At 39.4% G+C, this 22,508-nt stretch carries 25 protein-coding genes, 1 pseudogene and 1 riboswitch; of the genes and pseudogenes, 4 read left to right on the top strand and 22 right to left on the bottom strand.

Annotated features, from left to right (window positions below; all coding sequences use genetic code 11):
* The coding region (locus AC3WJG_RS19465; protein WP_492588491.1) for a CobW family GTP-binding protein at nt 1–847 on the top strand (847 nt) is incomplete at its 5' end.
* 32 nt (nt 848–879) lie between these two features.
* Here the strand turns inward: AC3WJG_RS19465 and AC3WJG_RS19470 are convergent.
* Nucleotides 880–1,038, bottom strand: a complete 159-nt coding sequence (locus AC3WJG_RS19470) for a hypothetical protein (RefSeq protein WP_013056708.1) — start codon at nt 1,036–1,038, stop codon at nt 880–882.
* 297 nt (nt 1,039–1,335) lie between these two features.
* Here AC3WJG_RS19470 and AC3WJG_RS19475 point away from each other — a divergent pair, with 297 nt between their 5' ends.
* Nucleotides 1,336–1,662, top strand: coding sequence for a MerR family transcriptional regulator (locus AC3WJG_RS19475; RefSeq protein WP_013082852.1), 327 nt, complete (start codon nt 1,336–1,338; stop codon nt 1,660–1,662).
* 91 nt (nt 1,663–1,753) lie between these two features.
* Here the strand turns inward: AC3WJG_RS19475 and rarD are convergent, their stop codons facing one another.
* The 14 genes from rarD to AC3WJG_RS19545 form a co-directional block, all read right to left on the bottom strand.
* Nucleotides 1,754–2,680, bottom strand: a complete 927-nt coding sequence (rarD, locus tag AC3WJG_RS19480; RefSeq protein WP_013056706.1) for an EamA family transporter RarD — start codon at nt 2,678–2,680, stop codon at nt 1,754–1,756.
* 135 nt (nt 2,681–2,815) lie between these two features.
* Complete coding sequence (locus tag AC3WJG_RS19485; protein ID WP_060747415.1) at nt 2,816–3,385, bottom strand: cob(I)yrinic acid a,c-diamide adenosyltransferase; 570 nt, start codon at nt 3,383–3,385, stop codon at nt 2,816–2,818.
* Nucleotides 3,382–3,807: a bifunctional adenosylcobinamide kinase/adenosylcobinamide-phosphate guanylyltransferase gene (locus AC3WJG_RS19490; RefSeq protein ID WP_028408792.1), complete on the bottom strand. Its 426-nt coding sequence runs from the start codon at nt 3,805–3,807 to the stop codon at nt 3,382–3,384. The genes AC3WJG_RS19485 and AC3WJG_RS19490 overlap by 4 nt, the downstream gene beginning before the upstream one ends.
* Nucleotides 3,759–4,373 carry a histidine phosphatase family protein gene (locus tag AC3WJG_RS19495; protein WP_060747416.1) on the bottom strand — a complete coding sequence of 205 codons (615 nt, stop codon included), beginning with the start codon at nt 4,371–4,373 and terminating at the stop codon, nt 3,759–3,761. The genes AC3WJG_RS19490 and AC3WJG_RS19495 overlap by 49 nt, the downstream gene beginning before the upstream one ends.
* Nucleotides 4,331–5,104: an adenosylcobinamide-GDP ribazoletransferase gene (gene cobS, locus AC3WJG_RS19500; protein ID WP_028408794.1), complete on the bottom strand. Its 774-nt coding sequence runs from the start codon at nt 5,102–5,104 to the stop codon at nt 4,331–4,333. The genes AC3WJG_RS19495 and cobS overlap by 43 nt, the downstream gene beginning before the upstream one ends.
* Nucleotides 5,101–5,661: a bifunctional adenosylcobinamide kinase/adenosylcobinamide-phosphate guanylyltransferase gene (locus tag AC3WJG_RS19505; protein WP_102813131.1), complete on the bottom strand. Its 561-nt coding sequence runs from the start codon at nt 5,659–5,661 to the stop codon at nt 5,101–5,103. Before AC3WJG_RS19505 ends, cobS begins: the two co-directional genes overlap by 4 nt.
* A complete protein-coding gene (gene cobD, locus AC3WJG_RS19510) occupies nt 5,658–6,737 on the bottom strand; it encodes a threonine-phosphate decarboxylase CobD (RefSeq protein ID WP_337134055.1) in 1,080 nt (359 codons plus the stop codon). Before cobD ends, AC3WJG_RS19505 begins: the two co-directional genes overlap by 4 nt.
* On the bottom strand, nt 6,712–7,698 hold the full coding sequence (gene cbiB / locus AC3WJG_RS19515; protein ID WP_102813130.1) for an adenosylcobinamide-phosphate synthase CbiB: 987 nt from the start codon (nt 7,696–7,698) through the stop codon (nt 6,712–6,714). Before cbiB ends, cobD begins: the two co-directional genes overlap by 26 nt.
* A gap of 4 nt (nt 7,699–7,702) precedes the next feature.
* Entirely contained in the window at nt 7,703–8,419 is a 717-nt protein-coding gene (locus tag AC3WJG_RS19520) for an adenosylcobinamide amidohydrolase (protein WP_492588560.1), read from the bottom strand.
* Entirely contained in the window at nt 8,400–9,359 is a 960-nt protein-coding gene (locus AC3WJG_RS19525; protein ID WP_028408799.1) for an ABC transporter substrate-binding protein, read from the bottom strand. Before AC3WJG_RS19525 ends, AC3WJG_RS19520 begins: the two co-directional genes overlap by 20 nt.
* A 258-nt stretch (nt 9,360–9,617) precedes the next feature.
* A riboswitch (cobalamin riboswitch) is annotated at nt 9,618–9,750 on the bottom strand.
* 90 nt (nt 9,751–9,840) lie between these two features.
* Nucleotides 9,841–10,155, bottom strand: a complete 315-nt coding sequence (locus tag AC3WJG_RS19530; RefSeq protein WP_013056696.1) for a thioredoxin family protein — start codon at nt 10,153–10,155, stop codon at nt 9,841–9,843.
* Nucleotides 10,156–10,343: 188 nt separating this feature from the next.
* Nucleotides 10,344–10,946 carry a YpjP family protein gene (locus tag AC3WJG_RS19535; RefSeq protein WP_028408800.1) on the bottom strand — a complete coding sequence of 201 codons (603 nt, stop codon included), beginning with the start codon at nt 10,944–10,946 and terminating at the stop codon, nt 10,344–10,346.
* 383 nt (nt 10,947–11,329) lie between these two features.
* Nucleotides 11,330–12,106 (bottom strand): class I SAM-dependent methyltransferase, encoded by a 777-nt coding sequence (locus AC3WJG_RS19540; RefSeq protein ID WP_028408801.1) that lies wholly within the window; start codon nt 12,104–12,106, stop codon nt 11,330–11,332.
* A 134-nt stretch (nt 12,107–12,240) separates the two neighbouring features.
* Entirely contained in the window at nt 12,241–12,678 is a 438-nt protein-coding gene (locus AC3WJG_RS19545) for a BrxA/BrxB family bacilliredoxin (protein WP_013056693.1), read from the bottom strand.
* 241 nt (nt 12,679–12,919) lie between these two features.
* Between AC3WJG_RS19545 and AC3WJG_RS19550 the strand changes: the two genes are divergently transcribed.
* Complete coding sequence (locus tag AC3WJG_RS19550; protein ID WP_098333307.1) at nt 12,920–13,804, top strand: polysaccharide deacetylase family protein; 885 nt, start codon at nt 12,920–12,922, stop codon at nt 13,802–13,804.
* A 32-nt stretch (nt 13,805–13,836) separates the two neighbouring features.
* Here the strand turns inward: AC3WJG_RS19550 and AC3WJG_RS19555 are convergent, their stop codons facing one another.
* The 6 genes from AC3WJG_RS19555 to AC3WJG_RS19580 form a co-directional block, all read right to left on the bottom strand.
* Entirely contained in the window at nt 13,837–14,961 is a 1,125-nt protein-coding gene (locus AC3WJG_RS19555; RefSeq protein ID WP_098658472.1) for a conserved virulence factor C family protein, read from the bottom strand.
* A gap of 63 nt (nt 14,962–15,024) precedes the next feature.
* On the bottom strand, nt 15,025–16,923 hold the full coding sequence (locus AC3WJG_RS19560; protein ID WP_060747422.1) for an ABC-F family ATP-binding cassette domain-containing protein: 1,899 nt from the start codon (nt 16,921–16,923) through the stop codon (nt 15,025–15,027).
* Entirely contained in the window at nt 16,904–17,557 is a 654-nt protein-coding gene (locus AC3WJG_RS19565; protein WP_028408805.1) for an HD domain-containing protein, read from the bottom strand. The genes AC3WJG_RS19560 and AC3WJG_RS19565 overlap by 20 nt, the downstream gene beginning before the upstream one ends.
* A 124-nt stretch (nt 17,558–17,681) precedes the next feature.
* Entirely contained in the window at nt 17,682–18,158 is a 477-nt protein-coding gene (locus AC3WJG_RS19570; protein WP_025752029.1) for a glutathione peroxidase, read from the bottom strand.
* 61 nt (nt 18,159–18,219) lie between these two features.
* Nucleotides 18,220–18,738 carry a hypothetical protein gene (locus AC3WJG_RS19575; protein ID WP_028408806.1) on the bottom strand — a complete coding sequence of 173 codons (519 nt, stop codon included), beginning with the start codon at nt 18,736–18,738 and terminating at the stop codon, nt 18,220–18,222.
* 278 nt (nt 18,739–19,016) lie between these two features.
* Nucleotides 19,017–20,705 (bottom strand): formate--tetrahydrofolate ligase, encoded by a 1,689-nt coding sequence (locus AC3WJG_RS19580; protein ID WP_102813128.1) that lies wholly within the window; start codon nt 20,703–20,705, stop codon nt 19,017–19,019.
* 354 nt (nt 20,706–21,059) lie between these two features.
* On the opposite strand from AC3WJG_RS19580, the gene metA reads away from it, so the two are divergent.
* Nucleotides 21,060–21,971 carry a homoserine O-acetyltransferase MetA gene (metA, locus tag AC3WJG_RS19585; protein ID WP_028408808.1) on the top strand — a complete coding sequence of 304 codons (912 nt, stop codon included), beginning with the start codon at nt 21,060–21,062 and terminating at the stop codon, nt 21,969–21,971.
* A 214-nt stretch (nt 21,972–22,185) separates the two neighbouring features.
* Here the strand turns inward: metA and AC3WJG_RS19590 are convergent.
* Nucleotides 22,186–22,508 (bottom strand): annotated as a pseudogene (locus AC3WJG_RS19590) (hypothetical protein); the annotation flags it as partial.

A 22,508-nucleotide genomic window follows, 5' to 3' on the forward strand; every position in this document is an offset into this window, starting at 1 on the left:
GCAAGAAAAAGATCGTAATCGCAACATTGCTGTTGTGATGAATGAGCTTGGCCAAGTTTCGATTGACTCAAATGAAGTAGAAAAAGACACGCCGTTAAAAGAATTGCTAAACGGCTGCGTGTGCTGTACTATTCAAGGTCAATTTGAAACTCAGCTTCATTCACTTCTACAGGAGAACACATTGGATGCTATCTATATAGAAACAACCGGAGTTGCACATCCCATTGAAGTGTTGGATGCCTGTATGTCTCCTCTTTTTGCGCATCAAGTCACGATTAAAAGTATTATCACCACACTCGATGCAACAAGGTGGAAAGAACGTGGGTCCTTAAGCATTCAACTTCAAAAACTTCTTCAAGAACAAGTAAAACATGGGGATGTAATTTTATTAAATAAAACGGACATGCTGTCTGAGGCGGAAAAGTCTTCCCTGCTTTTTGAGGTTCAATCAATTAACGCTCGTGCAATAACATTATTAACGACATTTTCCCGCGTGAAGCTTGACCTGATTCAAAAAGCTCAGCTGTCTCAAAAACAGCCGCACGAGAAGGCTCATGTTGAAGATCATCTTCATTTGAAAACATTTGTATATGAGTTTACAAAAAAAGTGGATCTTGAATTATTTGAAAATTGGCTGCGCCAAATGCCAGATACCATCTATCGTATTAAAGGCTATATGCGCTTTACTCATTCGGATGATACGTATTCGTTTCAATATTCATACGGCATGCCTCTATATATGAAAGAAATGATGAAGCTGCCCACCACCCTTGTCTTTATAGGGGAAAACCTCGACCACGCTCAGATGAAACAAGAATTATTTAATCTTGAACAGCAGTCCAATTAAAAATCCCGCCTAGAGCGGGATTTTTTTATTACTTATAAACAGGCATTTTGTACTCTGCGCAAAATTTCATATGCACGATTTCCGGCTAACTCTGTCAATTCTTCAAATTTTTCATCTCTTTTCAAATCAAGTTCAATAATTTCTTTTGCCAGCTCAATAATCTCTTCTTTTTTCAATTGTTGCACAGCCATTTAAAACGCCCTTCCCTTTTAGAATTTATGTATATTCTCACATTGATTTTCTATTCATCATTTTGAAAGCAAGTGATTAACCACAAGGCTTTATCCTGTATGGTTAACCACTTGGGATCGAGTTAATCATTAGTTTATAGGACTCTTTTCCCTATTTCATTATTTATGTCACTTTTTCTCACATAGTAATTCAAAAATATAACATATATATGTTAGAATGTATTACATGTTATAAATTTTTGTATTTTTTTCCTTTATAATAATAACATACTACTACGTACTCAGGGGTGAGGGAGATTGTCTACGAATGAAGCGTCATATCGAGATAAAAAAGTCATGTCTATTGGGATTGTAAAAGAATTAACCGGTTTATCAGAAAGGCAAATTCGCTACTACGAGAAAAGAAGCCTGCTCTTTCCGGACCGAACCAATACGGGTATCCGGAAATATTCGTTTTCAGACGTCGAACGATTAATGGATATTGCCGATCGCATAGAAGAAGGAGTTCAAACGAGTGAAATACGCACAGAACTGGCCAAAAAAGATGAAGCGAGAAAAATGAAAGAAGTAAAAAACCAAATGCTTCAAGGTCAGTTGAACGCTCATTTCAAGCGGAAGCTATAAAGTATACATACGGTGACTTTCCCGTCTCCGTTTTTATTTCTTTACCGCAGACAAAAAAGCGCATATCTAAAGATATCCGCTTTTTTGTCCGTTAAGCTGAGCGCCCTTTAAAGAATTTCGGCTGATGAGAACTCATGAACTTAGTTTTAGATAAAATGAACATAACCGATCCGCCCCAAATGAACAAAAAGGCAATCATCTCTACGCTAGAAAACGGTTCATGATAGACGAACACTCCTAATAAAAGCGTCATGGTAGGAGCGATGTACTGTAAAAAACCGACCATCGATAGCGGAATAAGCGGCGCTCCTTTAGCAAAATACAGTAGTGGCATAGCTGTAGCGACACCGCCGCCAATTAAAAGAGCGCTCAGATCAAGCGACTGAAGAGAAAAACTTGAAGATCCTTTCACTAAAAGAAAGATAAAATAAATAACAGCAATAGGTGCAACCATCATCGTTTCAATCGTTAATCCTACTTTTGCTTCTAATTGAATAGTCTTTTTTACAAGACCGTACAAACCAAAGCTAAACGCTAAGCTTAATGATACCCATGGGATATGCCCGTATGTAACCGTCATAACGATAACACCTATAGCAGCCAATCCAACAGAAGCACCCTGCCAAAAATTAAGCTTCTCTTTTAAAACGACTATACCAAGCAAAATACTAACGAGCGGGTTGATGTAGTAACCTAAACTTGTTTCAATAATATGATTATGGTTAACCGCCCAAATGTAAACGAACCAGTTGATGCTGATCAGCACTGAAGCCACAAATAAAATGACCGCTTGTTTCGTATTACGAAATAATAAACCAAGCGTCTTCTTTAAAGCACTCATTTGCTTTGTCACAAGCAAAAGTAAAAGCATAAAAACAAATGACCATATGACACGGTGAGCGAGTATTTCATTCGCATTCACTTCGCCAAGAAGCTTCCAGTAAAGCGGAAAAAGCCCCCACATAACGTAAGCGCTGGCTGTATAAACAATACCTGCTCGTTTAGAATCTTGATTCATTTCTCAACCTCTTTTCTTTATCTCTCTGTCTCTTATCATTATAGATGCATTTACCTCTTTTTTATAGCTTTATTTTGCCTATCGAAATAGCTCATAAAAAAAACGATCGCTTTTAGCTCGACCGTTTTTTATACCTTATTTTTTAGGCTGTTTAAATACTTTGGCACTGCGAATATACTCTACATCCTGTACATTTTCTCGCGCGTTAGCGATTCGAGCCGCAGCAAAGAAATAATCGGATAAACGATTTAAATACTGAAGCACCGCCGCATTAATTTTATACTCACGCTGCACGCCAACAACAAGCCGTTCTGCGCGGCGTGTAATCGTCCGGCAAATATGAAGCGTTGTCGCTGCAGGTGTGCCTCCAGGTAAAATAAAACGCTCAATGGCCGGCGCTTCTGACATATAGACATCAATGCGCTTTTCAAGTACTGATATCATGTCGTTTGTTACTTTGTACGGATGATCATCTTTTGCAAATGCTAAATCACTTCCACAGTCGAAAAGCTCATGTTGAATCGTAATTAGCTCTTCTTTTACATCTTTTAATGTTGCTTCATCCAGCTGATAAATCGCTTGACCTACAAAGCCATTTAGCTCATCAATCGTACCGTATGCTTCCACTCGAATATCATCTTTATTTACTCGTCCTCCAATTAAGCTTGTCTGCCCTTTGTCCCCTGTTTTTGTGTAAATGTTCATTGTATTTCCTCCTTCAATCGATTAGCAATTCCGTACCAAATGTGATCTACTTTCCGGGCATGTGCCGCTAAATGCTGATACGCATACCCGCACTCATCTCTCCACTGCCGCTCTGTTGGATCTAAAGGAACAATCCCTTTGCCGACTTCAGTTCCAATCACTATTAACTGTTCCCATACACCGCTGTCTCTCCACTTCTGTATTAACTTTTTAACAACAAGATGCGGAGACTCCAGCTCGCTATGTATTAATTCCTTAACATAGTGCTCAAATCCTTCTAGTACTATGTAACTTTCTTCGAACTCAAACGCTGGTAAAACGGGGTCTTCATACAAACAATGCCATTTTATCGACTCACTGGCATAATGCTGCTTCACCCATTTTCTTTTGCCGGTAAATGCACCGCCGAATACGAAATGCATGCTCTTCTCTCCTTTGCCTGTTTGTATGTACACGCTACTGAAAAACCTTCTCCGTAAGAAAAAGAAACATCCCAAAGCGACGCTGTCTGTTTAAAATGAGATGCAAGTAAACGCAGTGGTCCGCCGTGTGAAACAATAGCAATGTGATGCAATTGCTGACTGGCCGCCAAATCGACCGCTTCTTCCCACGCTACCCAAACTCGTTTTGAAAAGCCTGGGAAGCTTTCACCATTCGGAGGCGTACGTTCTGTCCAGTGATCAATCCAATCTCTATACGCCCGTATGTTTTTTAAATCTTCATACGTCTTCTCTTCCCAATCTCCAAAATGCAGCTCACGCCAATTTTTACTTTTAACCACCTGAGATTTAGGAAAAACAACTGAACTTGTTTCTAGCGCTCTTTTTAAGTCACTGGAAATAACGAGCTGAGGTTCTAGAAAAAGCTCTTTTAATTCATTTTTCCCTTCTGTACTTAAAGGCGGATCACTCCACCCTATATATTTTTTCTGTTGATTTTCAAGCGTCATGCCGTGACGAATACATGTGATAACCAAAGAATTATCCATAAAAACGTTTCTCCTCCTTCAATGGTTGCCCCTATAACATCTCCTGTTACGCCACCAAACTGCGAACGATAAAACCGTATCCACAGCCATAAAAACCCGGCAAAGAAAAGAATAATGAATTTATTGTCCATAAAAACAGCGAAAATAGCAACTAAGAATAGGCTCATGATGATAAATCCATAAATAGACCGTTTGGTGACTCCTTTTTGAAAATAAGCAGCCAGACCCGTATCTTTAGCGGGCTTATCTCTCATCAACAAAAAGGCTGCTCCAATTCTTGGAAGTGTAAAGACTACTAAACATGCCCAAATTGATAAAGAAGAAAGAGACGCTAATTCATAGATCGCACTAAAACGCAGCAGAAGCAGAACCATAAGAGAAAGAATAGCAAAAGACCCAACGTGCGGATCACTTAAAATCTGCAGTTTTTTTTCCTTTGACTGATGAGAAAAATACGCATCGCTTACGTCCATCCAGCCGTCTAAATGAAGACCGCCCGTTAAGATAAGCGGTAAAAGCAAAACTAAAATACTACCAACGATCGTAGTGATAGGTGAAGACTGAAGCAGCTGTAAAAAGCTATAAAACATCAAGCCTAGTAACATACCAATCCACGGCAGCACAAAAAGTGAGCGTGCCGTTCTTTTTTCAGTCCATTGAACGGTTTTAGCCAGTGGTAAGATCGTAAAAAACTGGAGAGAAATTCGTAGTATGGCTATCCATTCTTTCATATATCTACACATTCCTTTCCTTTTTTAAAACGATAGATTCCCGCTTCTACACAAATAGCCACATCTGCTTTTTCTACAATATACTGATGTAATTTCCCTAACATCTTCATATAACTATATGTGGGCTCTTCTAATACACCCGCTTCAAACAGTTCATTAGATACTAGCACAACCGTCTGAGACTGCGCAAACAGCTTATCGAGCGTTTCTGTCATATGACGAAAAACCGCTTGTTTCCCTTCTTTTGTTTGCCACCTTTTTTCTGTTAAAAAAAGCTCATTGGCAAGCCAGTTCGTGACACAATCCAAAAGTATAGCATCATCACTTTGAAGATTCGGCAGAATTTTTTGTAAATCTACAGACTGTTCGATCGTTACCCAAGGCGTGTTCGCTGCTTGGCGTTCTGTTTGATGAAGCTGGATGCGTTTTTGCATTTCCTTATCTGTTTGCCTGCTTGTGGCAATATAAACAGCGCGCTTTGTACAAAAAGTTTGAACCATATTCTCCGCTGCACGTGATTTTCCGCTTCGAACGCCTCCGCTAATAAAGATGATCATATTTCATCAAGTCCTTGTTTGATTACGTTAAGTAAATAGTCATTTTCTTCTTTCGTTTTCACAGCCAAACGGATATAGCGGCCATTTAAAAATGGGAAGTTTTCAGTATGACGAGCTACCACGCCATGGCTTGCTAAATAGACAAGCCATTCGCGCGTTTTAATAGAAGACGGAACACTGCAAAGATAATAGTTTGTCTGAGAAGGAGAAACCAAAAGCCCCCATTCTTTTAGTTGACTCAAGATCCGTTCCCGTTCTTGTTTAATATAATGTACGGTTTCTTTTACAAAATCTTTTTCATCCACACATATCATGCCTACTTGCTGCGACAATCCATTCACACTCCAAGGAGGCTGCTTTTTAGACATCTTGCTGATGATTTTTTGATTTGCCAAAATATAGCCAAGACGAAGCCCGGCAATATTAAACATCTTTGTCATGGAACGCACAACGATGATATGTTCATAATCCAGAATAAGAGAATCAAATGAAGGCTGATATTCGACAAAATCAATAAATGCCTCATCAATCATTAAGTATGTACCATGATGAGCAGCAGCTTTTACTACTTTCATCCATTCCTCATGACTATACATAACGCCCGTTGGATTATTTGGATGGCAAATCCACAGTATTTTTATATCCGGAAGAATGCTCATAATCAACTCTATATCCCAGCTCCAGCCATTTTCTTCAGCTAAAGGAATGTATGTCACTTCACATCCATAAGCTTTACTTGCCTGTTCATATTCAACGAAAGTCGGCTGTACAATCCCTGCTTTCTCTCCTGAAAATAACGAAGCAATAAGGAAAAACGCTTCAGCGGCACCATTTGTAGGCAGCACTTGAGCAGCTGAAACATGATGATGAGCTGCAAGTTTATTTTTCAGCTTCGTTACTTGAGGATCAGGATAACTAAACGCTGCATCCTTGAATTCGTTCCACTTTTCGTGAAGCACAAGGGGAGCCCCTAAAGGATTTGTGTTCACGCTAAAGTCTTTTATATGCGACAAATTCTCGGCCCCTATTGCTTTTAAAAAGACAGTAGGATTAGCTCCATGTGTAGGTAATAGCACTAATAACTCCTCCTAACAAAAAATATAATAACCACGTAGCATAGACCGTCCTTTTCATAATGAAAACAGCTTGTTCAATATGACCGGCTTGCAGGGGAATGAGTGGTTCACCCATTTTTGCACGATTAGATTCTATGCCTTTATATGTATTAAGTCCGCCGAGTTGAATACCTAACAGAGCCGCCACTGCGCTTTCCCCGTATCCGCTATTTGGACTTGGATGCTTCTTAGCATCACGCTTAATCAAACTCGTTACATGCCCAAGAGAATACTGGCTTTTTGCTACATTAACAGCCGTCATCACCACTGCAGTTAACCGACTTGGAATATAGTTTAATACGTCATCGGTTTTTGCACTAAAGTAGCCGAACAGAAAGTAGCGGTCATTTTTGTACCCAACCATCGAATCACATGTGTTAATAGCCCGGTAAAAAAATGCTAGGGCTCCTCCTCCTATAAATGCATAAAAAAGCGGAGCTGTAATACCATCACTTGTATTTTCAGCCACGGTCTCTACCGTCGCTCTGGCAATTTCTCCTTCTGACAAACGATCTGTATCTCGTCCCACAATCATGCTTACTTCATATCTAGCTTTCTCCATATCTCCTAGCTGAAGCGGCTTTTGTACCTTATAGGCAGCTTCGCTTAAAGAACGAGTGGATATAGTAGTCGCAATCATTACGCCCTCTACTATAACACCTGCTATAAAATGAACTCCGTACAAAGCATGGAGGAACAAAAAGGGAACAACTCCTGCGAGCACAGCCATACTTATCACAAGAAGCAATCCTTTGAATCGTTTTCCTGCACCTGTATTTAATCTGGAATCCATCCAATAAATCCATTTGCCGAACCAGCGAACGGGATGCGGCCAATTTTCGGGGTCACCTATAATTCGGTCAATTAGTAAAGCAATCGTCATGGCCGTCATGTGTGCAATTATCGCTTGTGTAATACTCATTTCTTCACCTCTTTCCCTTAAGTCCCTGCTCTAAGCTTATTTTCACCAGCTTGGCTACCGCTTGCCCTAAAGCGGTCATAGAGCCTGCATATTCATATAATGCTCCTTGCTGAGACGCTGCAACTGAGATGCTGTCCGTAGATGTTCCCGTAGCAATCGTCTTTGTAGCCGAATCTATGACACCCAGCTGTGACAGCGTTTTTGTTTTAGCTTCTGTGGCCGCGATAAAAAGCTGTAAAAACGCTGCATCCGTAAGCGTACCTTCCACGAAAAAAAACATATTAATTGTACCGGGAGAGGAATAGAACGGGACAGCTTCATCAGCTGTAATATCTACTGCGTTTCCTACTCCAGCCGTTATCACGGAAGCTACTCTTACTCCGTAGCCTTCATAACAGTAAACCGCTCTTTCTTTTAACCAAACGGCTGTCATCAACCCTACGATTTGCTCATGGCGCACATTTTCTTTCATCAAATATTGCTCATACTCCAAAGAAGGAGTATCTGAATAATAGTCTTTGTGAACAAATCGATTGTAAAAGGTGTCCGTTTCCGTAATGCCTGTTCCTAAAACCCCTGAGCTGTATGTTTTATAAGAAGTCTCGGTTTTCATGATTAAAAGCTCAGGCCGTTCTTCAATTTTAAGATGTGAAAAGGGACCAATCCCCTTTTCAATTCGAACTGGAATATGGTCCCTCTTCTTATTTATTGTACACCTCAGGGTATACTGCTTTTGCTAAGTCCTCTAAGCCATCTACAATACGAGGTCCTAAGCGATTGATTTTGTTTTGATCAACCTTCTCGATGTTACCCTCTTTTACAGCAGTCATGCTGCTCCAAGCGGGACGCTTCATAATCTCATTTTTGTCTGCATCATACGTTGCGATAATAACGTCAGGGTTTAACTTAACAACTTGCTCTTCAGAAAACTTAACCCAACCCTTTTCACTAGCTGCTACGTTATCCGCACCGATCATAGTAAGCATTTCGTTCATGAACGTACCTTTTCCTGTTGTATAAATCTCAGGAGCTCCTGATACCTCTATCCATACTTTTTTACGATCTTCTTTTGAAATCGTTTTTGCTTTTTTCTCAATTGAAGCTACTTTTTCTTTCATGTCTTTAATTGTTTGATTAGCTTCTTTTGTTTTACCTGTTAATTTACCGATTTGCGTAATAGAATCATAAACCGTATCAAACGTTGTTGAATCTTTTACAACAAATACCGGAATACCCGCACTTTCAATTTGTTTAAATACTTCATCCGAAACGCCCATACTTGAAGCGTGTGCCAGCACTAAATCAGGATTTAAAGCAATAACTTTTTCCGCATTAACGTTCATATCTCCTACCTGCGCTTTTTTCTTTACGCTTTTAGGATAATCATCGTTGCTTGTAACACCGACTAATTCTTTTTCAAGGCCAAGGGCATATACAATCTCCGTATTACTTGGCATTAAGGAAACAATTTTCTTAGGCTGTTTTTTCAACGTGATTTCTTTATCACGCGCGTCTTTTACCTTCACTGGAAATGCAGCTTGTGACGTTTGTTCCGTATCTTGCTTCGTTTTTTTATCACTGTTGCTTTGGTTGCCTGCACCGCATGCAGCAAGTACGATGACTAACAGTGCAATAATGGAATACGAAAGCCATTTTTTCATCTAAATACTCCCCCTATATATTGTTCATTGTGAATACGAAACCTCCACGTTAAAGAAAAAGCAAATGATCATGCAAAAAGCAGCGCTATCCCGTTTTTCCGCTTTGACTATGTATACTGCTCGCAGGCAGCTTCAAAATAAAAAAGCTTTACTTTCAATTGAAAGCAAAGCAGGTAACGTCAAGATAAGCAGGAAAAGAATCCGTTCACTATACTTGATATGTATGTTCATTACCCTGCTTCACCCTTCCTCGAAGGTTTCACAGCTAACAATAAGGCAGGTCTCCTGACTTACGCACAGAGCGCTTACAGTGGCGGGACCGCGCTGGTTTTTCACCAGACTTCCCTTTTCACTCAATCTTTAAATTGAGACCTTATTGCTTTACGATTATTCACTTGTCCTAGTATACCCCACTCATGGAAAAATGGAAATAGCCATTCTCACAAAAAAAGCTGCGAGAATGCTCTCGCAGCTTAAGGAATTAAAGAGTTGCTAAAAATTCACGGACCGCTTCAGGCGTTTTAGCATTTGCACTGTGCAAGTGTGCAATTTTTTCACCGTTTTTATATACAAGAAGAGAAGGAATACCCATTACATTGTTTTCAGCAGAAAGTTCTTCAAACTCATCCTTATCAATTTTAAACCATGCTTTATCTGTATTTTCGTCAACGATTTCATCAATGAACATATCCAAACGTTTGCAATCAGGACACCACGTTGTCGTAAAAATTCCAACGCTTAGTGTTTCGTTCTTAATTTGTTCGCGAAATTGTTTTTCTTCCGTAAATTGTTTCATTATGTTACCTCCAACATCTATTCGTTCCTTCTCCCTATTCTATGGTAAGAAGTCTGACTTCATTATAAACGATTTTTTTATCATTGTGCTAATGTTTCAGCTTATTTAGACCATAACGGTTTTAGACGTAAAAAAATGCTAGCTTAAAAAAGCTAACATTTCGAAATCGCAGAATGTTGTGTCTATTATCAGCTAAACCATTTAGGCGGCATGTTTCGGTTCCAATAAATTTTCCCTAAATCATAATGCTTCTGAAAATTATCTGCAGCCGCATGATAGTGAAAATTAAACCAGTATCCATCTTTTGGAGGATTTTCACGCCGTACATGAAATCGTATTAAGTCCTGACCGGTTTCCCGGTCATATACATGGAAAATCTTTTCACCGTAGCCAGCAGCAGGGTGCTCGCTTATCTCGAGATTCTGAATCGACTGTTCACGTTCAGTGCCAATGTCGGTCAGCACTTCTTCAATTTTAGGTAACACTGCTAGACGAAATTCATCTTCAATGACAGGTCCAATTTTTGTTCCAAATTTTTCCACTGACTGTTTTTCAGCTGATTCCATTGCATACGTAACAAATGATGAAACGTCTTCATATTTTGGTTCTTCATATGGCAAATGAATATCTTCTATAACAGCTGTGACAGGAGTTGTTTCTCTTACATACCCTGCTTTATGTTGCTTGTCCGCTTTTGCATCATCAACGTATAAATATTCTGGTGGAGTGACAAGCCCAAATGTAAATACTGTAATAAATACAATTAGCATTCTTTTTATCCATCTAGGCATTCGTATCTTTCCTTTCTCATCTTTTCCCATATGGTCTTTTCATATCGTAAAATTCATTGTTATAACTCACTAGGTATTGTAACATACTTATTAATTTTTTACCTATATTTGCTTATTCATTTATGCTGCCTACGGGCATTCGAAGACTTTTTAGTTAGCACCTTCCTTCTTCTATTTGAGGTTGTCACACCGAGCGGAAACCTATACAAGATATTCCTTTTTTGCTGGATGCTTAAACACAAAAGTATTTTTATGTTCAAAAATATATCATACTTTTATGAACTTTAGATGAAATTCATAAAAAAAACTTCCAAAACTTTTTAATTCCTAAAAGGTTTTGGAAGTTTTTTCAATGATCAGGATTCATTTTACTTTTTTGTTTATTATTGTATATCAATTGTCCCGTAATGAAATTTTGATGTTTTTCGTTTTTGTACGGTAAATCCATGTTCTTCAAAACGACTGCTTTTCCAATGATCTTTTAGCACGATCTTTTGTTTGGCTACTCTTTTTGCTTCTTGTATAGCCATTGGCGTCAGCGTAGTATACAGTGCTATTGCTTTAATACCGTTAATTCCATTCGATTCATCAATTTGCTCTTGAAACATAGGATCAAAGTAGACAACATCAAAAGAATTATCTTCACAACACGCCAAAAACGATTCAAAATTTTGATGAACCACGTTTATACGCTTCATTGCATCGTTCAACTCTTGTACGTCACTTTCCCAATTTAAAAGTCCTTGTTTGACTAAATAAGCTACATAGCGGTTGCCTTCTAGTCCGACAACTTTCCCGCTTTTCCCTACCGCTGCGCTCGCCATCATACTATCCGATGCAAGACCAAGTGTACAGTCAAGCACGCTCATTCCTTTTTCTAAACCAGCAGCTTCAATAAACGGATCACGTTCTCCTCGCAGCCATCTCTTTACTCTAAACATAGCGGAATTTGGATGAAAAAAAATAGGTTCCTCTTCATTTTGGACATGCAATTCTACTCTATTCTTACCGACAACCAGCACGTCTGCAGCTTGAAGATTTTGAAGATCTGCAACGGATTTCTTCTCTCTTACTACAAAAGGTATACTTAAATCAGCGGCTACTTGTTTGGCTTTTACAGTCATCTGTTCATTTGTTCGACCAGCAGTCGTAACAATCACTTTCATAACTCCCCCTACACTGTTTGGCTATTTACATAAAGAAAAAGGATGCCGATAGACATCCTTTTTCTTATAAAGTATATGCGATTTTTCTCTAAAAATCTATATACTAGATGTGACAAAAGCAGGACATTTTATGAACAGTGCTGCTTAAAGCCATTTAAAATATTTTCAAAAATAACTTCTAACGGCTGACCTTCAATTTCATGTCGAGGAATAAAATGAACGACTTCTTTTCCTTTTAAAAGCGCCATAGACGGTGATGAAGGCTCAATGTCCCCAAAATATTCACGCATTTTAGCTGTTGCTTCCTTATCTTGGCCAGCAAAAACAGTTACCACTTGATCTGGTTTTTGCTCAGACTGTAAGTACGCTTGCGTTGCTGCAGGACGTGCTAAACCAGCAGCGCATCCACAAACTGAATTAACAACAACAAAAGTTGTTCCTTCTACGTTTTCCATAAAATCAACTACGGCTTCCTCTGTTGTTAATTCTTCATAACCAGCTTGAGTTAATTCTTGACGCATTGGTTTAACTAACTGACGCATATATTCTTCATATGCCATTGACATATTAACATTCCTCCTAACAATCATTCACGCTAAAAGCATACTATAAAAACCAGGAAAAATCTAGCTACTCACTCTTCAAATCCTTATCGTTGTCCCGTTCTCCTTTTCCATTTGACAAAAAAAGATTAAAACCGGGTCATATCATCTAATTTTTTTCCATAAAAATGTCGATTTTTACTATTAATATTCCATTTTTTGTACTATAGTAGTAAATAGTAGTTTAGTAGAAAGGATTTTCAAATTGAACCAGCGATTTAAACCGAACAAACGATTTAAGCCAAACAAACGATTTTATGCATTTTTGTCTTTAGTGTTAGTGATCGTCGCTTCTTTGTTTTTTATTACAGAAGCCAAAGGAAGTGAATCCGCTGCATCTCAGCAAGTATTAGCATCTACTGCGTTGCCGCTGAAAGAAGCTGCATCTTCAGCACAGCCTGAGAAGCTGCTTAATACACTTCATCATAATATGTATGTAGGAAATACGGTAAACGATCAAAATCAAGCTCTTACACAGCCTGTTTACCTTACGTTTGACGATGGTCCAACACCTGATACTCTTCATATTTTAGATGCTTTGCGTCAATATAACGTAAAAGCAACTTTCTTTATGTTAAAGCATCAAATTGACGTTCACCCTGAAATTGCTAAAAAAGTAGCACAGGAAGGACATGCCATCGGCTGTCACGGCGTCTCTCATGATATTCATGTCATGTATAGTGAAGACGGCGCCGCGTTAAAAGAAATGCAGGAGTGTCAAGCGACCGTTAAAAAAGTAACCGGTGTCGACAGTAAGTTAATCCGCGTTCCTTACGGCAGCGTTCCTTATTTAAAAGAGCCTCACCGTACAGAGTTGCTAAGCCACTTTAAATTATGGGACTGGAATGTAGACAGCGAAGACTGGGCACTTCGTTCTGCACCTAGAATTATTCAGGGGCTTGAACCTCATATTCAAGGGGTTAACTCCAATGGAAGAACACCAGTCATTTTATTTCATGATAAATCCTTTACGGCACAATCCCTTCCTGCTATTTTGACTTACTTAAAGCAGTCGGGCTATCAGCCTATTAAAATTGATAACACCATGCAGCCTATGCAGTTTCCAACTCCCGCTGCAAAACAGTCGTAAAAAAAAGATCATTCAGATGAATGATCTTTTTTTTATGCTTTTCTGCTTTCCGTCATTTGTTTCCAAACAGAACCTTTTGCTTCTTCTCCGCCTTCGATACGTTCAATTGCTAGCTTGATTTGTAAATCTACCTCAAATTCTTTATCATTCTCTGCTGCTTTTAATGCAGGAAGAGCCGTCTCGTCCCCTACCTCGTATAAATACATAGCTGCACGCCAGCGAACAAGCTTGTTTTTATCACCAAGAGCTTCACACATTGCCGGAATACCTTCTTCAAAACCTAAATCTGACATGCAGTCTCCAGCAGTACGGCGCACAGTGACTGATTTATCTTTTAATGCTTTGTATAAGTAAGGCAGTACCGCTTTTGATTCAATCATTCCTAAGTAGACCGTAGCTAAGCGGCGAATAGATGCTTTTTCATCATCAAGCGCTTTATTTAAAACGTCTAAATCAGCTTCTGTTGGATCCATTTGTTCTAAATGGGCATAGCGCACTGACCAATCGTTGTCTTCTAGCATTTCTTCTGTGACTTTATAGGTTTTACGCGGCTGTACAGCTTTTCCGCCTTCTTTTTCTTCTTGTGCATTAGCCACAAGGCGAGTTAATCTTTCTTGCGGATATGCTGCTGCTAACTCTTCTACTACTTCGTCTCCGATAGCAGCTAACTCTCCGTAACGAACGCCTTGTTCTTTCCATTTCCGTTCTAATACCACATTATCTGAAAAACGTTGAAGTTCTGCTACCGCTTTTGCGAATCGCTCGGGCAGACCAAAGCGCTTTTCTTCATTTCCGTCCGTTAGCTTGACTTGCATCGGTACATTTTTGAACATTTGAACTGACACATTGACCTCACCAAAATGCTCATTCATTTTGTGCTGTTCACTGCTGCTTTGCAAATCTTCACCAAACGCTGCACGAACTTGCGGCAAAATTTGCTTCCAGTCATATTTGGCATTTCGCTCTACTGCCAAGAAGTCCGCTACGTGGTAGACTCCTTTTACCCCTTCTACTTTCAAGATGTCTTGAACAACTTCAGGAGCTGCTTCAGCATTTTTTTCCGTATAGTTATTGCTTTTTCCGCCTGATAGCACTTCGTCTAAATTAATTTTCATTGTATTCGGACTTGGCGTTGGCTCAATTGATTTAATGTTCATATCGTATCGTACTCCTCTCATTAAAATTGTAGCATGTGCTTTATACTCAGTCTAACGACTTGTTTACGCGTTTTCAATTTCTTCAATCAGCTCTGAAAGCTCTGCCCAGCGATCAAGCAGTGCACTTAATTCTTCATTTGCTTTTTCTTGTTCTAACGATAGGTTATGCGCTTTTGTATAATCGCTGCCCACCTGTTCAATTTCACTTGTTAAGCGGTCAATTTCTTCTTCTTTTGCTGCAATATTATCTTCGATTTCTTCCCATTCTTTTTGTTCTTTATACGTTAAGCGACGCTTTTTTGTTTTCTCCGGCTGTTTTGGCTTTTCTTCTTTCACTTTAGCCTGCTGAACCATTGCCTGCTTCTTCTTCATCGCTTCTTCCAATTGATCTGTATAAGCGCCAAAATAAATCGAAATGTTTCCTTCTCCTTCAAAAACTAGTAAGTAATCTGCTACTTTATCCAAGAAATAGCGATCATGCGATACAGTGATAACAACACCTGGAAATTCTTCGAGGTAGTCTTCAAGCACCGTTAGCGTTTGAGTATCCAAATCATTAGTCGGCTCATCTAGAAGCAAAACATTTGGCGATGTCATTAATAATTTCAATAAGTATAAACGACGGCGCTCTCCCCCGGACAATTTTTGAATCGGTGTTCCGTGCGTATGTGAAGGAAATAGAAATCTCTCAAGCATTTGCGACGCAGAGATCATCTTCCCATCCGTCGTATGCACAACTTCTGCCGATTCTTTAATATAATCAAGCATGCGTTGATTCAAGTCCATATCATCGCTTTCTTGGGTATAGTAAGCAACTTTAACCGTTTGTCCTCTGTCAATTTCACCGCTGTCCGGCTCAATGCGTCCTGCAATCATATTCAACAGGGTAGACTTTCCGCTTCCATTTTTCCCGACAATTCCAATTCGATCTTGTTTTTTTACGATGTGCGTAAAATCTGAAAGAATGATTTTATTTTCATACATCTTAGACACATCTTTTAATTCAAACACTTTTTTCCCAAGGCGACTGCCTGCTAAACTTAAATCCAGTGATTCTTTTTCAGAGGAATCGATTTTCCCTTCTAATTCATCAAATCGCTGAATACGCGCTTTTTGCTTAGTCGTACGCGCTTTTGCTCCTCTGCGAATCCAAGCCAATTCATTGCGGTATAAGTTGCTTAATTTTGCTTGAGTTGCTTTTTCCTGCTCTTCTCGAATCGCTTTTCCTTCTAGAAAAGCAGCATAGTTTCCTTTATAGCTATATAAATTTCCACCGTCTAATTCAAAAATCCGGTTTGTAACAGCATCCAAGAAATAGCGATCATGAGTAACAAGCAGCACGGCTCCTTGATATTTGGATAAATATTCTTCGAGCCATTTAACGGTCTCATAATCTAAGTGGTTAGTCGGCTCATCTAAGATCAGTAAATCAGGTGTTTGAATTAGGCTTTGCGCAATGGAGACGCGCTTTTTCTGTCCACCTGAAAGCTCACCAATTTTTGCACTCATATTTGAAATTCCAAGCTTCGTCAAAATCGACTGTGCGTTAGAATTGGCTTCCCACGCGTTCATCGCATCCATTTTCTGCTGTAAATCATACAATGTTTGCTGATTTTTTTCGTTTGCAGAGTCTTGCTCTAACGCATACAGAGCTAGCTCATAGTTTTTTAATAAGTTAAGAAGAGGCGTATCTCCGCTGAAAACTTGCTCCAGAACCGTTAAGTCTTCATCAAAATCCGGATGCTGCGGTAAATATGTCACGCTGTAGTCTTTAGCATGAACAATATCTCCTTCGTCTCCGAGCTCTAAACCTGCGATAATTTTAAGAAGCGTTGATTTCCCTGTTCCGTTTACACCGATTAAGCCGATTCGCTCATTTTCCGTAATGGTAAATGTTAGTTGATGAAACAGCTCTTTTTCTCCATACGTTTTTGTTAAGTTTTCAACAGTCAGCATTTTCATAATGATAATTCCACTCTTTCTTAAATTGAACTAAAAATTCTTTCATATATGTATGTCGCTCTTGCGCTAGAGACCGTGCTGTTTGAGTATTCATTAACGCAGTGAGCTTTAATAACTTTTCATAAAAATGTGCAATAGCCGTTGATTTCCCGTGTCTGTATTCTTCTTCCGTCATCTCACTTCGTACAGCAATGTTTTCATCATACAAAGCCGTGCCTTTAGCACCTGCATACATAAACGTACGTGCGATACCAATTGCACCGATCGCATCTAAACGATCTGCATCTTGAACAATTTGACCTTCAAGCGTAGCCATAGCCGGACGGTTTCCGCCTTTAAATGACATCGTTTGTAAAATGTGAACGATATGCTTGCAGTTCTCTTCTTCTACCTGATGACTCTTCAGCCACTCCCACACTTCTTCGTACGCCTTTTCAACATCTTCGACTAGCTTATCATCTACAACATCGTGTAAAAGTGCGGCTAGTTCGATAACTTCCCGATTGCCGCCTTCTTTTTTATATAAAAGCACTGCATTCCGACGCACGCGATCGATATGCTGCCAGTCATGACCCGTTGTGTCATGCGCAAGCTTTGCTTGAACCCACTTTTCCGTTTCCACTATTTTATTCATTTGCTCACCTCAATTATATCCACCATTATTTTAGCACAAAGTGAGGCGCTCGTCTCACTGACAGCGGATCACCGTTTGAAAACCCTTGCTTAAAAATAAAAAACAGATGGAGATCCACCTGCTTTTACAGCAATTCTTTTATATCTTTTTGAATATCTTTTGGTGCAGTTTGAGGTGCGTATCTCTTCACAACTTCACCTTGACGATTCACTAAAAACTTTGTGAAATTCCACTTTATCCCTTTGGAACCTAATAGGCCCGGTGCTTGTTCTGTTAAGTATGTAAATAACGGGTGTGCATGCTCCCCTTTTACATCTACTTTTGCAAACATCGGAAACGAAACGCCATAGTTTAACTCGCAAAATTGTTCAATATCATTTGAACTTCCTGGCTCTTGACCACCGAACTGATTGCAAGGAAAACCTAGAACCGTTAGACCGTTTTCTTTTTCTTCTTCATACAGCGCCTGCAAATCTTTATATTGAGGGGTGAAGCCGCACTTGCTAGCTGTATTCACAATCAACAGCACGTCACCTTGATAGTTAGATAGCGATACGTCTTCGTCTTTAATTGTTTTTGCCGAGTATTCATACACGCTCATCAAAACGCCTCCTTTTCCCTATTGTAATTCACTTTATTTCGGAAGTACAACTGAAACGCTCTTATGATTTGTCGTAAAGAACCTTTAGCTGGTCAGTCGTTTGCAGCATGTAATCAATCATCTCGATTAAATCTCCTACTTGGTCTTCGTAAATAAATCGGTTAAAGGTTACCTCAATATTGTTTTCGTATTCGCTTCCTCCGATTTCATGAGTAATACGCTGCTTCACAACTCTTGTTGTTCCCCAGATCCGCTCACACATTTCCTGTATGTTTTGAAACTCAGCTTCTTCAAACGGTTTTTGTTTTTTTAGCTGAAAATGAATATAAACTGTACACCCTGGTTTTTCTACACGGGAAGGCGTTAATTCGGCATGAATGTTGTCTAAGTCGGTTGATAAAGTTAGCGACGCGGTACAGCAAAAATGCTGTTGAAAAGAAATACGGTACGTTCGAGTAAACTGAGCTAAGTCTACAAAATCTTCGCGATTCGTAACAGATACTTGCCCAGATAAGTCAAGATCATAGATCTCTCCTTCTACAACAACTTTTAAATTATCAAATACAATCGGATCAAACATTTCAACTACTTCCTTTTTTATAAAATACGAACAGTCAGCTCTTCTTCTTTCTTGCCAAATTAATTCATAACATACCTGTTATTTTGTTTTATATTACAAGAAAGAGATTGAGACACAACTAAGTCCACCCAATTTACATCTAGAAGCCACTACACCCATGAAACTTCTTTTTACCATAGCTATGAAAAAATCCGAACGAGTTTGATTCTTCATCAAGAATCTTGCTTCATCGTTCGGATTTTCCTTCAACTAAAATACTCTTACCCCAGCCTCTTCTCTTAAAAAATCCCTAGTGCATGTCCATTCTCGTTAATATCCATATTGAGCGCAGCAGGTTTTTTTGGAAGGCCAGGCATTGTCATAATTGAACCTGTTAGCGCCACGAGAAACCCAGCTCCGAGTGAAGGACGGAATTCCCTTACCGTAATCTTAAAATCAGTTGGTCGCCCAAGCTTCGTCTGATCATCACTTAACGAATACTGCGTTTTGGCCATACAGATCGGCAGATGATCCCAACCGTTTGCTTCAAATTGCTGTATTTGCTTTAACGCTTTTGGAGCAAAATCTACGCCTTGTGCTCCGTATACGGTTTTAGCAATAGCTTCTACTTTTTCTGGAATCGAAGCCGACACATCGTAAAGAGGAGAAAACTGACTTTCTGTCTCGTTCATGACTTCAAGAATTTTTTCAGCAAGCATGACGCCGCCTTCTCCGCCTTTTTCCCATACTTCTGTTAAAGCAACGGGAACATTCTTTGAAGCACACCAATTCATAAGCGCTTCTACTTCACCTTTTGAGTCCGTCACAAAACGGTTCACGGCTACAACGTAAGGAACGCCGAATGCCTGAATCGTTTCAATATGCTTTTCCAGATTTTCAATTCCCGCTTCTAAAGCCTCAATGTTTTCTTCATTTAAACGCTCTTTAGGAACGCCCCCATGCATTTTCAAAGCGCGAATTGTTGCAACGATTACCACCGTTTCTGGTTTAATATCTGCCATACGAGCTTTGATATTCAGGAATTTTTCTGCGCCCAAATCTGCCCCGAATCCCGCTTCTGTTACTACATAGTCGCCTAGTTTTGCAGCCATTTTTGTGGCAATGACGCTATTGCAGCCGTGGGCAATATTAGCAAAAGGACCTCCGTGAATGAGGGCTGGAGTATGTTCCAACGTCTGTACAAGGTTTGGTTTAATTGCATCTTTTAAAAGAAGAGTAAGCGCTCCTTGTGCACCTAAGTCTGCAACCGTTACAGGCTCATTGTCCATGTTATAAGCTACCACAATAGACGCTAAGCGACGCTTCAAGTCTTGTAAATCTGACGCTAAGCAGAAAATAGCCATAATTTCTGATGCCACCGTAATATCAAATCCATCTTCTCGAGGAACACCCTGCATCGGACCACCTAATCCAATGACGACCTGACGCAGCGCGCGGTCGTTCAAATCAACCACTCGTTTCCACGTGATTTTACGTGTATCAATACGCAATTCATTGCCTTGATGTATATGGTTATCTAAAATAGCCGCCAGCGCGTTGTTAGCTGTTGTGATGGCATGCAGGTCTCCAGTAAAGTGTAAGTTAATATCCTCCATTGGAAGCACTTGAGCATAACCGCCGCCAGCGGCACCTCCTTTAATTCCCATTACCGGACCAAGAGATGGTTCACGCATGGCGACAATCGCTTTTTTACCTAATCTATGTAATGCCTGAGCTAAGCCGACTGTCACTGTCGACTTCCCTTCTCCTGCTGGAGTTGGATTAATAGCTGTAACTAAAATCACTTTTCCATCTTGTTTTGTGTGTAAACGTTCCATAACGGACAAAGAAAGCTTGGCTTTATAATGTCCGTACGGCTCTAGCTCGGCCTCTAAAATATCCAGCTGCTCGGCAATCTCTTTAATCGGTTTAATGGTTGCCTCTTGTGCAATTTGCAAATCACTTTTTATTTGCTTCTTAGTTGTCATATAAAAACCCCTTTTCTGCTGAGAATTCTTTTCAAACACTTCATCAAAAAAGGATAAAATCCATTTTCTGGGGGGAGATATGAAGTTTAATGAATACAGGAACGACTGCGCTGTAAATTTTACTGAGTTTCAGTCAAGCAAAAAAAAAGCATAGCGACGCTCCAGTTTAACCTTATTGTACCATTTCATTTTAGCCATTACGCATATTAATGCTCTTTTTTTTCAAAATTCAATTGCTTAATATTCTGTATATTCCTATAATAGTATATTGTACATAAATGTTGAACCTCATTTTCACGTGAGAAAGAACATTTATACGCGTCATTACTTCGAAATCGAATAGGAGGAATTTTATTGCCTATTAATATTCCACGTGATCTTCCGGCAAAAGAAATTTTAGAAAAAGAGAGAATTTTCATTATGGACGACGTGCGCGCGGTTAACCAAGAAATTCGCCCGCTTAATATTGTTATCCTAAACTTAATGCCGGAAAAAGAAAAAGCTGAAACGCAATTATTACGTTTACTCGGGAACTCGCCGCTGCAAGTGCATATTACACTTCTTTACACAGCAAGTCATAAAGCCAAAACAACGAGTAAAAATCACCTAGATCAGTTTTATAAAACGTTTGAACAAATTAAAGAACGAAAATATGACGGAATGATTATTACAGGAGCACCTGTAGAACATATACCATTTGAAGAAGTAAACTACTGGAAAGAACTTCAAGAAATTATGGATTGGTGTAAAACAAATGTGACTTCTACTCTTCATATCTGTTGGGGAGCTCAAGCTGGACTTTATCATCACTTTGGCATTGACAAGCGACCTCTTTCTGATAAATGCACGGGTGTATTTACGCATGTTGTATCGAGTGAAGAACCAATTAAGCTGCTGCGAGGATTTGACGATGTCTTTTATTCTCCTCATTCTCGTCACACCGACGTCGACATGAATGAAGTAAAAAACCATCCTGACCTTGAGCTTCTTTCCTACTCTGAAGAAGCTGGTGTTTATATGGCGATGTCTAAAGATGAAAAGTTTGTTTTCATTACAGGACACCCAGAATACGACGTTCAAACACTGCAAGAAGAATTTCTTCGAGATACAGAAAAAGGGCTAGAACCAAAGCTTCCGGAACACTATTTCCCAAACAATGATCCTGACAAAAATCCTTTAAAAACATGGCGTTCTCATGCCAACCTGCTGTTTATGAATTGGTTGAACTATTATGTTTACCAAGAGACTCCTTATCTGTGGGAATGAAAGAACCGATCTGTCCCAGTATTCAATTAAATTACGCATGCTCTTTTTTGTGTTAAAACTGCAGCAAATGAGAAATAAAATAGAAAACCTGCTGCTCGTTTAGGACAGCAGGTTTTCTATTACTAATTCTTCTTCATTCCGCAATTAAAGCTTTCTTTCAGAAATTCAGCATCAACAACACGGCTTTTGAGATCCAACACTCACATACTATTGCTCATTCTCCCTTTTCATCTTCATTTAGTTTTGTTTCATCCATTTCCTTCGTTTGTTCTTCTACCATTGTGTCCAGCCACTGGGGTGGCTTACCGTCTTGGCTTTCATTGTATACTTCTGATATATCTTTTTCTTCCAAAGAGGATAAGATGTCATGAATGTCATTTTGATTGCCTAAAATATTGCCAAATCCTTGACTCACTTTTTTATGACTTCTGAAGTTTGTCGGAAAGTTATTACCAAAATTCACAGCTGAAGCATCTTCAATTGTGCCAATGTGGATGTCACCTATGCTAAAAGTTGATTCTAGAGCTTGATCAGGCT

This window comes from Priestia sp. FW507-14D1A, assembly GCF_058781295.1.

Coding starts and splice junctions, on each gene's coding strand:
- AC3WJG_RS19470 (WP_013056708.1), bottom strand. CDS start 1,038: ATGGCTGTGCAACAATTGAAAAAAGAAGAGATTATTGAGCTGGCAAAA.
- rarD (WP_013056706.1), bottom strand. CDS start 2,680: ATGAATCAAGATTCTAAACGAGCAGGTATTGTTTATACAGCCAGCGCT.
- AC3WJG_RS19485 (WP_060747415.1), bottom strand. CDS start 3,385: ATGAACATTTACACAAAAACAGGGGACAAAGGGCAGACAAGCTTAATT.
- AC3WJG_RS19490 (WP_028408792.1), bottom strand. CDS start 3,807: ATGCATTTCGTATTCGGCGGTGCATTTACCGGCAAAAGAAAATGGGTG.
- AC3WJG_RS19495 (WP_060747416.1), bottom strand. CDS start 4,373: ATGGATAATTCTTTGGTTATCACATGTATTCGTCACGGCATGACGCTT.
- cobS (WP_028408794.1), bottom strand. CDS start 5,104: ATGAAAGAATGGATAGCCATACTACGAATTTCTCTCCAGTTTTTTACG.
- AC3WJG_RS19505 (WP_102813131.1), bottom strand. CDS start 5,661: ATGATCATCTTTATTAGCGGAGGCGTTCGAAGCGGAAAATCACGTGCA.
- cbiB (WP_102813130.1), bottom strand. CDS start 7,698: ATGAGTATTACACAAGCGATAATTGCACACATGACGGCCATGACGATT.
- AC3WJG_RS19525 (WP_028408799.1), bottom strand. CDS start 9,359: ATGAAAAAATGGCTTTCGTATTCCATTATTGCACTGTTAGTCATCGTA.
- AC3WJG_RS19530 (WP_013056696.1), bottom strand. CDS start 10,155: ATGAAACAATTTACGGAAGAAAAACAATTTCGCGAACAAATTAAGAAC.
- AC3WJG_RS19535 (WP_028408800.1), bottom strand. CDS start 10,946: ATGCCTAGATGGATAAAAAGAATGCTAATTGTATTTATTACAGTATTT.
- AC3WJG_RS19545 (WP_013056693.1), bottom strand. CDS start 12,678: ATGTCAATGGCATATGAAGAATATATGCGTCAGTTAGTTAAACCAATG.
- AC3WJG_RS19555 (WP_098658472.1), bottom strand. CDS start 14,961: ATGAACATTAAATCAATTGAGCCAACGCCAAGTCCGAATACAATGAAA.
- AC3WJG_RS19560 (WP_060747422.1), bottom strand. CDS start 16,923: ATGAAAATGCTGACTGTTGAAAACTTAACAAAAACGTATGGAGAAAAA.
- AC3WJG_RS19565 (WP_028408805.1), bottom strand. CDS start 17,557: ATGAATAAAATAGTGGAAACGGAAAAGTGGGTTCAAGCAAAGCTTGCG.
- AC3WJG_RS19570 (WP_025752029.1), bottom strand. CDS start 18,158: ATGAGCGTGTATGAATACTCGGCAAAAACAATTAAAGACGAAGACGTA.
- AC3WJG_RS19575 (WP_028408806.1), bottom strand. CDS start 18,738: ATGTTTGATCCGATTGTATTTGATAATTTAAAAGTTGTTGTAGAAGGA.
- AC3WJG_RS19580 (WP_102813128.1), bottom strand. CDS start 20,705: ATGACAACTAAGAAGCAAATAAAAAGTGATTTGCAAATTGCACAAGAG.